At 69.2% G+C, this 10,889-nt stretch carries 9 protein-coding genes; 5 read left to right on the top strand and 4 right to left on the bottom strand.

What is annotated here, in order from left to right; all coding sequences use genetic code 11:
• Positions 1–57: 57 nt before the first annotated feature.
• The gene (lpdA, locus tag ACFPJ4_RS05830; RefSeq protein WP_386739355.1) at positions 58–1,431 is read right to left on the bottom strand and encodes a dihydrolipoyl dehydrogenase; all 1,374 of its coding nucleotides are present in this window, start codon (positions 1,429–1,431) and stop codon (positions 58–60) included.
• A 107-nt stretch (positions 1,432–1,538) separates the two neighbouring features.
• Positions 1,539–3,035, bottom strand: coding sequence for a leucyl aminopeptidase (locus tag ACFPJ4_RS05825; RefSeq protein ID WP_386739354.1), 1,497 nt, complete (start codon positions 3,033–3,035; stop codon positions 1,539–1,541).
• 93 nt (positions 3,036–3,128) lie between these two features.
• Here ACFPJ4_RS05825 and ACFPJ4_RS05820 point away from each other — a divergent pair, with 93 nt between their 5' ends.
• The 5 genes from ACFPJ4_RS05820 to ACFPJ4_RS05800 all read left to right on the top strand — a co-directional run bounded on the left by ACFPJ4_RS05820 (position 3,129) and on the right by ACFPJ4_RS05800 (position 9,095).
• Positions 3,129–4,037, top strand: a complete 909-nt coding sequence (locus ACFPJ4_RS05820) for a proteasome assembly chaperone family protein (protein WP_386739353.1) — start codon at positions 3,129–3,131, stop codon at positions 4,035–4,037.
• 42 nt (positions 4,038–4,079) lie between these two features.
• The gene (locus tag ACFPJ4_RS05815; RefSeq protein ID WP_386739352.1) at positions 4,080–5,396 is read left to right on the top strand and encodes an MFS transporter; all 1,317 of its coding nucleotides are present in this window, start codon (positions 4,080–4,082) and stop codon (positions 5,394–5,396) included.
• Between the two features lie 208 nt (positions 5,397–5,604).
• Positions 5,605–7,074: an RNA polymerase sigma factor gene (locus ACFPJ4_RS05810; protein WP_417498507.1), complete on the top strand. Its 1,470-nt coding sequence runs from the start codon at positions 5,605–5,607 to the stop codon at positions 7,072–7,074.
• Between the two features lie 27 nt (positions 7,075–7,101).
• Complete coding sequence (locus ACFPJ4_RS05805) at positions 7,102–8,349, top strand: Mur ligase family protein (RefSeq protein WP_386739349.1); 1,248 nt, start codon at positions 7,102–7,104, stop codon at positions 8,347–8,349.
• Positions 8,346–9,095: a type 1 glutamine amidotransferase gene (locus ACFPJ4_RS05800; protein WP_386739348.1), complete on the top strand. Its 750-nt coding sequence runs from the start codon at positions 8,346–8,348 to the stop codon at positions 9,093–9,095. Before ACFPJ4_RS05805 ends, ACFPJ4_RS05800 begins: the two co-directional genes overlap by 4 nt.
• Here ACFPJ4_RS05800 and ACFPJ4_RS05795 read toward each other — a convergent pair.
• Both ACFPJ4_RS05795 and ACFPJ4_RS05790 read right to left on the bottom strand, forming a co-directional pair.
• Complete coding sequence (locus tag ACFPJ4_RS05795; RefSeq protein ID WP_386739347.1) at positions 9,092–10,342, bottom strand: acyltransferase family protein; 1,251 nt, start codon at positions 10,340–10,342, stop codon at positions 9,092–9,094. The genes ACFPJ4_RS05800 and ACFPJ4_RS05795 overlap by 4 nt on opposite strands.
• Positions 10,343–10,484: 142 nt before the next feature.
• Complete coding sequence (locus tag ACFPJ4_RS05790) at positions 10,485–10,715, bottom strand: DUF7455 domain-containing protein (RefSeq protein ID WP_386739346.1); 231 nt, start codon at positions 10,713–10,715, stop codon at positions 10,485–10,487.
• Positions 10,716–10,889 lie beyond the last annotated feature (174 nt).

Here is a 10,889-nt window from a genome sequence, read left to right as displayed (position 1 = left end):
TGCTCCTTAATGCACAGCGTGTTTGTAGCTTAGTTGCGAGCGGTCCGCAGACCGAGGTCAGATCGCGTGAAGGGGTTTTCCCGCGAGGGCGAGGAACGCTTCGCCGAGCGCCTCGTTCTGGGTGGGGTGTGCGTGGATGAACGGAGCGACGTCTTCGGGGTACGCCTCCCAGTTCACGGCCAACTGGGCCTCGCCGATGAGCTCGCCGACGCGGGCGCCGATCATGTGAACGCCGACGACGGGGCCGTCCTTGACGCGGACGACCTTCACCGATCCGGAGGTCTCGAGGATGTGGCTCTTGCCATTGCCCGCGAGGTTGTAGTCGTAGCTGCTGACGGCATCCGCACCGTACTTCTCGATGGCCTTGGCCTCGCTGAGGCCCACCGAGGCGACCTCGGGGTCGGAGTAGGTCACCTTGGGGATGTTGACGTCTTCGACGACCACGGGATTCAGTCCGGCGATCTCTTCGGCGACGAAGATGCCCTGCGAGAATCCGCGGTGCGCGAGCTGGAGGCCGGGGACGATGTCGCCGACGGCGTACAGGCCGGGGATGTTCGTCTGCAGGCGCTCATCGGTGATGACGAATCCGCGATCCGTCTGCACGCCGACCTCTTCGAAGCCGAGTCCGGCCGTCGCCGGGCCGCGACCGACCGCGACGAGCAGCAACTCGCCGTCGAAGGTCTGGCCGTCTTCGAGGGTGACGACCACGCCGTTCTCGTCCTGGGTGACGCTCTGGAAGCGCACCCCGAGACTGAAGTTGATGCCGCGCTTGCGGAACGCCCGCTCGAACTGCTTGCTGACGCTCACGTCTTCGTTGGGCACGAGGTGGGGCAGCGCCTCGACGATCTGCACCTCGGCGCCCCAGCTCTTCCAGACGCTCGAGAACTCCACTCCGATGACGCCGCCGCCGAGCACGATGACCTTCTTCGGAACGAAGTCGAGTGCGAGGGCCTGCTCGGAGGTGATGACGCGACCGCCGATCTCGAGCCCCGGGAGGGTGCGGGAGTACGAGCCGGTGGCCAGGATGACGTGCTTGCCGGTGATGGTGTCGTCGCCCACCTGAACGGTCGTCGGCGAGGTGAGCCGGCCGGCACCCTCGATGGTCGTGATGCCGCGGGACTTGATGAGGCCCTGCAGGCCCTTGTACTTGCTGGCGACGATGCCCTCGCGGTAGCTCGTCACGGCGGCGATGTCGATGCCGTGGTAGTCGGCGTTGACGCCGAACTTGGCCGATTCGCGGGCGAAGTCGGCGACCTCGGCCGAGTGCAGCAGGGTCTTGGTCGGGATGCAGCCGACGTGCAGGCAGGTGCCGCCGACCTTGTCCTTCTCGATCAGGCCGACGGTCATGCCCAGTTCGGAGGCGCGCAGCGCGGCGGCGTATCCGCCGCTGCCCGCGCCCAGCACGACAAGGTCAAAGTTCTGCTCGGACAACCGGCAACTCCCTCGTGCGACAGCACTCGAATCAGTGTGCGGGGTCGCTGTCAAGCGGCTCTCGCGCCACATGCCACGGCAAGGGATTCCCTGCCACGAAGACCCTACTATGGGCGCGAAAAATCTTCTGCCAACGCGATCAGCGTGCGCACGGCGACGCCCGTCGGACCCTTGCCGATCTCACCGTGCGGACCACCGGGGTTGTTCGCCGCGCCGGCGATGTCGAGGTGCACCCAGGGGATCTGTGCGGCGTTCTTCTCGTCGCTGACATTGCCGACGAAGTATTTGAGGAAGTGCGCGGCGACCAGCATTCCCCCGGCGGGATTGCCCACCCGCGCGTTGGCGATGTCGGCGATGTCGCTGTCGAGGACGGAACGCAGCTCGGGAGGCAGCGGCATGTGCCACATCGGCTCACCGGCGGCGGTGCCGGCGGCGAGCGTGCGGCCGACCAGTGCGTCGTCGCCCATGATCGGCACGAACCGTTCGCCCATGGCCACCCGGGCACCGCCGGTCAGGGTCGCCACGTCGACGATGGCGTCCGGGCGCTCCTCGCTCGCGGCGACCAGCCCGTCGGCGAGCACGAGCCGGCCCTCGGCGTCGGTGTTGAGCACCTCGACGGTCTTGCCGCCGCGGATGCGCAATACGTCGTTCGGTCGAAGGGCGGTGCCCGATGGCAGGTTCTCGGCGAGGCACATCCAGGCCGTGATCCGCACGGGAAGCCCCAGTCGCGCGGCCGCCAGTGTCGCGGCCAACACGGTCGCCGATCCGGTCATGTCGTACTTCATGCCGACCATCGAGGCGGGGGGCTTGAGCGACAGGCCGCCCGAGTCGAAGGTGATGCCCTTGCCGACGAGTGCGAGGTGCGTCGAGGCTCCGGTGGGGGAGTAGCGCACCACGACGAGGCGAGGCCCGCGGCTCGATCCCTGTCCGACGCCCAGGATGCCGCCGAAACCGCCCGCCTGCAGCGCGGCGACGTCGAGCACCTCGACCTCCACGGGTAGGCCCGCGGCGAGTTCGACCGCCGCCTCGGCGAGCGACTCGGGGTAGAGATCCGATGGTGGCGTGTTCACCAGGTCGCGCACCGAGTGGACCGCCGCGACGACGGCCGAAGCGCGCACGACGGCCGCGTCGTCGGCGAACTCGGCCGGAACGTGCACCGTGACAGCGGTCGCGGGGCTCTTGCTCGCTCCGAGGGTCGCCGAACGGTATTCGCTGTAGAGGTAGGCGCCGATCCCGGCTCCTTCGAGCACGGCGGACGCGTCGGCCGTGCTCGTGACGGGCAGGGCGATCGCGAGCCGGGCGATCCCGGTGAGCTGCCGGGCCGCGGCGCCCGCGGCGCCCCGGAGCGTGTCGGGCGTGACGTCGCTGCCCAGACCGATGAGGGCGATCGGCGCGGCCGAGCCCTCGACGGCCGGAAGGCGCCGCAACTCGTCGGTCGATCCCGTCGCTCCGATCTGCGGGAGGGCCGCCGCGATCGACGCGAACGCCGGGTCGGTGCTGAGCAGAACCGGACCGTCATCGGACTTCATCACGCCCAGCACGAGCAGTTCGGCATCGGTGGAGAGGGCGGGAAGGGCAGAGAGGGCGAGCGAGGGCGCGGGCATGGCTCAACGGTAGCGGGCGGATGTTCGCTGTCAGCTTGACGCCGCCGCCGCGCGCTCCGGCGGGGGCGTGAGGCGGCGATTTACAATCGAATCATGCGCGATCCCGGTGGACTCTACGACCTCTCCTTCGAGGTCGCCCAGGTTCCGCACGGCCTGCACCTCGTCGCGGGGCTGACCGGGTTCGCCGATGCCGGCTCGGCGGTGTCACAGTTCAGCGAGTACCTGCTCGAGACCCTCGAGGTCCGTGAGATCGTGAGCTTCGACACGGATGCCCTGCTCGACTATCGCGCGCGGCGCCCCACCGTGTACTTCGACCAGGACCACCTGACCGACTACAAGCCTCTCAAGTTGTCGCTCTACCTTGCGAAGGACGAGCTGGGCGAGCCCTTCCTGCTGCTCACCGGATTCGAGCCCGACTTCCAATGGGAGCGCTTCACCGAGGCCGTGCTGCAGCTCGTGGACCGCTACGAGGTCAAGGACACCACCTGGGTGCACGCGATCCCGATGCCGACGCCGCACACCCGGCCGATCGGTGTCACGGTCAGTGGCAACCGCCTCGACCTGATCGATGCGATGTCGGTCTGGCGGCCGCGCACGCAGGTGCCGGGCAACGCGCTGCATCTGCTCGAGTTCCGGCTGTCCGAGCTGGGCCACCCGACGGCGGGATTCGTGCTGCTCGTGCCCCATTACCTCTCCGACACGGAGTACCCGCTCGCCGCCGTGACCGCGCTGGAGAGCATCAGTGCCGCCACCGGGCTGATCTTCCCGACCGATCGCCTTCGAGAAGACAACCGCGCGTTCCTGGCCAAGGTCGAAGACCAGGTCGAGGGCAACCAGGAGTTGCAGCGCCTGGTGAGCACTCTCGAGGCCCGCCACGACTCGTACATGGAAGACAACCCGCTGCGTTCGCCGCTCGTCGACGAAGACGGCGAGTTGCCGAGCGCCGACACGATCGCGGCCGAACTCGAGAAGTTCCTCGCCAATCGCCGCGACGACGACTGAGTCGGCGGCGGCGAGTCCGCGTCCAGGCTCTAGCCTGAACAGGTGAACTCCGCCCGCTCCTGGATCGTCTTCGCGGGAGCGGTGTTCGCCTATCTGATCGGCGTCACGCAGCGCACCTCGTTCGGTGTGGCGACGGTCGACGCGACGGAACGTTTCCACGTGACGGCGGCGGCCGTCTCGTCGGTGGCCGTCGTGCAGATCATCGTCTACGCCGCCCTGCAGATCCCGGTGGGGATCCTGGTCGACCGCGTCGGCCCGCGCACCTTCATCGTCGGCGGCGCGCTGATCATGGCGGCCGGACAGGCCGTGCTCGCCGTCTCGCCGACCCTGACGCTCGCGATCGCAGCCCGGGTGCTCGTGGGCGTCGGCGACGCGATGACCTTCGTCTCGGTCATCCGCCTGCTGCCGAACTGGTTCGGCGGGCGTCTGCTGCCGCAACTCAGCCAGTGGGTCGGCGTGATCGGCCAGCTGGGGCAGATCGTCTCGGCCGTGCCGTTCGCGCTGCTGCTGCACCTCGTCGGATGGCAGAGCGGACTGCTGTGGGCCAGCGGCGCCTCGATCGTCGCGGCCGCCGTGGCGCTCGCCCTGGTGCGACGCGGCGAACCGCCGGCCGCGACCGGGCCCCTGCCGACGCACGGACCGTGGGCCCAGCTGCGAGCGAGCGCGAGACGGCCGGGAACCCAGCTCGGGTTCTGGGCGCATCTGGTCGGCGGAACCGTACCCACGCTCATGTCGATCATGTGGGGCTACCCGTTCCTGACCGCGGGGCTCGGTTATGACGTCGCGACCGCCGCGACCGTGTTCTCGATGCTGGTGGTGGGGAGTGTCGTCGCGGGCCCGGTCGTGGGCCTGCTGGTCGCGCGGTATCCGCTGCGCCGCAGCAACCTGGTCCTGACGCTCGTCGGGATCATGTTCGCTCTGTGGTTCGCCGTGCTGCTGTGGCCGGGGCATCCGCCGCTCGGCCTCGTCGTCGCACTCTTCGTCGCGATCGGGATGGGGGGACCGGGATCGCTCATCGGCTTCGATCTGGCCCGGAGCTTCAACCCGGGCCACGCCCTCGGCTCCGCGTCGGGGATCGTCAACGTGGGGGGATTCCTGGGGGGCTTCGTCTGCATGTTCGGGATCGGGGTCGCACTCGACGTCATCGACGCGGTGCGGGTCGCCGGCGGCGGCTCGTCGCAGTTGTACTCGTTCGACTCGTTCCGGATCGCGTTCCTCGTCCCTGTGGTCATCGTCGCGATCGGCGTCATCGGTCTGCTGAACGCGCGTCGTCGCACCCGTCGTCGGCTGTACGAGGAAGAGGGAATAGAGGTGGCCCCGTTGTGGGTTGCACTCTTCAGGTCACGACGAGATCGATGACCACACGCACCCCGACAATCAGGGCCGGTCGCCGCACGCCAGGCGGCGGGGGCCCTGGCAAAGATGTGCGATAATCGGTATAAGGACCCGGTCTTGTCCCCGGAGTCGGTTCCGCGTTCGGCGCGGAATCGCGAGGGACTTGACATGGGTCTTAGTACTGCCCGAAAAGCGCCGAACGGGCGAACCGCCCGCGCGCTGCAGCACCCGAATCCGTAAGGAAGGGGTCAGCATGGCCACCCGTACCACCAAGGCGACCGACCAGGTCAACGACGACCTGACCGCGCCCGCGATCGCCGCGAAGACCGCGTCGACGACCACTGCCGCGCCGGCGAAGGCGGCCGCTGCCGCCGCTCCGAAGGCCGCGGCGAGCAAGACCGGCGCCCCGAAGACTCCGGCGAAGGCCGGTGCAGCCAAGACCGGCGCCAAGCCCGCGAGCAAGGGCGCCGCAGTCAAGGGCGCCGCGAAGCCCGCGGCCAAGGGCGCCGCGAGTAAGGCCGACGACGACGAGCTCGACGAGGACATCGTCGAGCTCGATGACGTCGACGTGGCCGATGTCGACGACGAGGTCGTCGCCGTCGACGTGATCGAGAAAGAGGGGGCCGTCGAGGTCGCCGACACCGATGAGGTCGCCGACGATTCCGATGAGGACGACGACGACACTGTCTCGAAGGGCAGCGACGAGCCGCTTCCGACCGGCGCCCTGCGCCTGTCCATGACGGATGACGACGACGAGGTCCCGGTCTACTCGGCCGCGATCACCGGTGCGACGGCCGACCCGGTCAAGGACTACCTGAAGCAGATCGGAAAGGTCGCCCTGCTCAACGCGGCCGAAGAGGTCGAGCTCGCGATGCGCATCGAGGCCGGCCTGTTCGCCGAAGAGAAGCTCTCGCACATGACCGACGCCGAGAAGCGCTCCCAGCTCGGGCGCGAGCTGTCGTGGGTCGCCCGCGACGGCCAGCGTGCGAAGAGCCACCTGCTCGGCGCGAACCTGCGCCTCGTGGTCAGCCTCGCCAAGCGCTACACCGGTCGCGGAATGCAGTTCCTCGACCTGATCCAGGAGGGCAACCTGGGCCTGATCCGTGCGGTCGAGAAGTTCGACTACACGAAGGGCTTCAAGTTCTCCACCTACGCGACCTGGTGGATCCGCCAGGCGATCACCCGCGCGATGGCCGACCAGGCCCGCACCATCCGCATTCCGGTGCACATGGTCGAGGTCATCAACAAGCTCGCCCGTGTGCAGCGCCAGATGCTGCAGGACCTGGGCCGAGAGCCCACGCCCGAGGAGCTGAGCCGCGAACTCGACATGACCCCCGAGAAGGTCATCGAGGTGCAGAAGTACGGCCGCGAGCCGATCTCGCTGCACACCCCGCTCGGCGAGGACGGCGACAGCGAGTTCGGCGACCTGATCGAGGACACCGAGGCCGTCGTGCCGGCGGACGCCGTGGGCTTCACGATGTTGCAGAAGCAGCTCGAGAGCCTGCTCGACTCGCTGAGCGAGCGCGAGGCCGGCGTGATCCGCATGCGCTTCGGGCTCGGTGACGGCATGCCGAAGACCCTCGACCAGATCGGCGACACCTTCGGCGTGACGCGCGAGCGCATCCGGCAGATCGAGTCGAAGACGATGGCGAAGCTCCGTCACCCGTCCCGCTCGCAGTCGCTGCGCGACTACCTCGAGTAAACCGGCGCTCGGCGTGAGGTCGGCGCGGTGACGCTGCGCTACGTCCCGGCGATCCTGCTCGGCAGGGCCGCGCGGGTCGCGGCGCGCCTGCGCAAGCCCGGAGGCGGGTCGGCCGTCCCCGGCTTGGTCGTCAACGCGGTCGCTCCCGGATTCCTGTCGCGGGTGCTCGGCGGCTTCCGCGACGGGCTCGTGATCGTGAGCGGATCCAGCGGCAAGTCCACGACGACGAAGATGCTGGTGGCCGTGCTCGAGGCGCACGGCCGGCGCGTGTTCACGAATCCGTCGACCGCCAACATCTCCCAGGGCCTCAGTTCGGCTCTGCTGGAACGGGTGAGCCTGACCGGCGCGATCGACGCCGACATCGCGGTACTCGAGATGGACGAGGGGCATGGCGCCCTGCTCGCGCCCCGACTCACCCCACGGCTCGTGCTGCTCACGAACGTCATGACCGATCAGATCGACCGCTTCTTCGACTCCGAGAAGGTGCTCGCGTTTCTGGCGACGATCGCCGGGCGAGCCACCGAGTGCGTGGTCAGCAACGGCGACGACGCCATGCTCGAAGAGCTCGTGGCGGGGCTGGGCCGACTACGCATCGAGCGGTTCGGGGTGAGCGCTGCGGTGCTCGCCGAGCAGCCGCGCGGCCTCGGATCGACGCGCACCGCGGCATCCCGGATCACCGAAGGCGTCGTCGTGACCGCCGCGAGCGGGCGCCGCGCGACCGTCGCGCTGGGGGACGCCACGCTGGAGTTGACCGTGCCGTCGAAGGGGGTCCACTACGCGGTGGATGCCGCTGCCGCTCTCGCTGCGGCACGCGCCCTGCTCCGTGCCGACTTCGATCCCGAGCGTGCCGCGGAGACGATCGCCCGCCTCGACCCCGTGTTCGCGCGCGGAGAGATCACCACGGTGCGCGGCGTCGAGGTCGAGTTCGTGCTCGTGCAGAACCCGGCGAGTTTCCAGCTCAACGTCGATGCTCTCGACGAGGGACTCGACCAGGTGCTGGTCGCGATGGGGTCGGACGTGCGCGACCCGGGGTACTTCTGGCCGGTGGATGCCCGCCGCATCGGGCACGCCCGGATCGTCACGGGGTCGAAGGCCGCCGAGATGGCCCTGCAACTCGTCTATCAGGGGGTCCCGGTGGACGAGGTGGAGCCCGATATCCCGACTGCTCTCGACGCCTTTCTCGCCCTGCCTGCTCCCGTGCACGGGATCAAGACCATCATCTTCACCGCCGACCCCATGCGTCGCACCCGGGCGCACCTGGGGTTGAGCTCGTGAGCGAGATCCTGCAGTTCTTTCCGGAGCGCCTCGACGTCAACGGCGATGCCCAGAACGCCCTCGTACTGACGCAGCGCGCGCGTTGGGCGGGTCTGGCGGTCGAGCTCCGCGCTGTATCGAGGGGGGACTCGGTGCCGGATCGGCCCGCCGCGGTCGTGCTGGGTTCCTCGGTCGACTCGGCGCTGGGGCAGCTGCGAGCAGACTTGGCGCCCTTCGCGGCCGCACTGCGCGACTGGGTCGCGGCGGGCGTGCCGCTGCTCGCGGTCGGAACCGGCTTCGAGTTGCTGAGCGAGGGCATCCGGCTCGAGCATGGCGGAGAGCCCCTGGCCGGGCTCGGGATCTTCCCGGGTCACGTCGAGCCGCTCGCGGCGCGTGCGACCGGAGATCTGGTCGTCGACGCCCCCGCGGGACGACTCGTCGGCTTCGAGAACCATGCCCGGGGTTACGTCGTCGGGGAGGTCGCCGCGGGGGCCGCGGCCGGCACGGCGCCGGACCCGCTCGGCTCGATCGTGCACGGCGTCGGCAACGGCGACCGCTCGGAGGGCGCCCGCATCGGCTCGGCCATCGGAACGCATTTGCACGGCCCTGTCCTCGCCAAGAACCCGGCACTGGCGGACGCGCTGCTCGTCGCCGCGTTCGGCGACGCCTACCGCAACGATTCGGCGCAGACGATCACCGCCGACGGCTACGCTGCGGCGGCCCGCCAGGTGATTCTGACGAGACTCGCCTCCGAGCCCCGGCGCTAGGCCTCCAGGGGCTCGACCCGACGCGGAAGATTGCGCACGTGACCGATTCGCGTCGCGATCCGGCCCGCGGTCCACTGGGCGAGGCGATGCGACGGGCGCTCGATCGCCCGGTGGAAGAGCCAGCCCCCCAGCAGGCTGAGCGGGATCCCGATCACGGCGATGAGCCACCACCTCCGGTCTCCGAGCGCGAAGGCCAGCGTCGCGAGGATCGGCACGTGCACCAGATACAGGCTGAACGAAATACGGCCCAGCCACTGGCAACCCCGCGACTCCAGGCGGCGGCGCAGGAACGGCGCACCGATCGCGGCGACCACGAGGCCGAGCGCACCGATCACCTCGCCGTCGGTGACGAGGTCGTTGCCGAGGGTCCCCGACGGGAGAAGGGGCCGGATCAGCCAGCCGGACACGAGCATGAGCAGGGAGCCCGCCACGATGCCGACGCTCCAGAGCCGGGCGCGGGGACGCCGCATCCGTCGCCGGGTCCATTCCCGGATCACCTCGAGACGGACCGCGAGCAGGGTGCCGAGGAAGAAGACCGGCAGGTACTGAAGCGCGGGGGTGTCGGTCTGCGTCCCGACGGCGCCCAGCACGACCGCGACCGCGGCCGCGAGCCACCAGAGGCGGCGGACCAGAACGGCGATGGCGACGAAGAGCGGCAGCAGCACCGAGAAGGCGAGCTCCCAGCGCAGCGACCAGAGCACGTTGTTGACTTCGTAGGAGGCCTGGGTCAGCCCGGCCTGGTGCAGAAGGGAGCCGACCGTCGTCGACCTCGCATTGGAGTCGGCGAGCCAGGAGCCGTCGGTGACGGTGCTCGGATCGCGGGGCACCAGCCAGAGCAACGCCGTGCCGAGCGCCAAGGACGCCCAGACGGGCAGGTAGAGCCGGATCATCCGGCCCCCGAGGAAGCCGGCCCAGCTGAACCCCTTCTGCTGGATGGCGGGCAGGGCCACGACGAGCCCGCTCAGCACGAAGAACACCAGCACCGCTTCCGCGCCGGCGGTCGCGAGCTTGAGGGGAGTGTCGGAGAGCCACCAATCCGGGCTGCCGATCCCCGATCCGTCCTGCTGGATGAGCACGGGGGTCGCGATGAGGTAGAGGTGATGCAGCACGACAGCCAGGGCGGCGACCCCACGCAGCCCGTCGAGCGAGGTCAATCGGGGGCTCGGGGAGGTCGGGGAGGTGGTCGGCGAGACGGTCAGCTCGGAGCTGACCGCGATGCGGTCTTGGCGTTCGGCGAGTTGAGTCACCTGTTTCACACTAGGAAGACGGCATGGGAGAACCCTCCGTCAGTCGATCATTCCCAGGAACCCCGGATGTGAGGGTGGCTCCGGACAGCGAAACGCCCGGAGCCGAAGCCCCGGGCGTCTCGTGAAGACTGGTGAGCGGCAGTCAGTCGCCGCGCGACTCGTTGAGCCGGTCGCTCTCGTCGTGCCAGTTGATCGCGGTCGGAGCGAGCTTCTCCTTGAACTTCGCGCCGTGGTGCGCGCAGAACAGCAACTCGCCCGAGGCGAGCGTCACGCGGATGTACGCCTGCGCCCCGCAGCTGTCGCAGCGATCGAGCGCGGTCAGGGAGGGCACGTCGAGTTCGTCGATGTCGATGGTGTCGGTGATCTGGGTCATGGTGTGCTCCCTCGGGCTCGTGGTGCGATCCATCTGGCTCAATCCAACCACCGGTGGGTGTCGGAGGTGTGTCATTGACGTTGCATTTCGCTGACCGCGTACCGAGCGAACCCTGTGGGTGTCGCGTCGAGGCGCCGTCTGCTGATCGCCTTAGTCTTAACGACGGCCCTGGTG

Origin of the sequence: Lysinimonas soli (assembly GCF_042655435.1) — a bacterium.
Taxonomy (GTDB): Bacteria; Actinomycetota; Actinomycetes; order Actinomycetales; family Microbacteriaceae; genus Lysinimonas; species Lysinimonas soli.
This window is presented reverse-complemented; position numbering and strand designations above follow the sequence as displayed.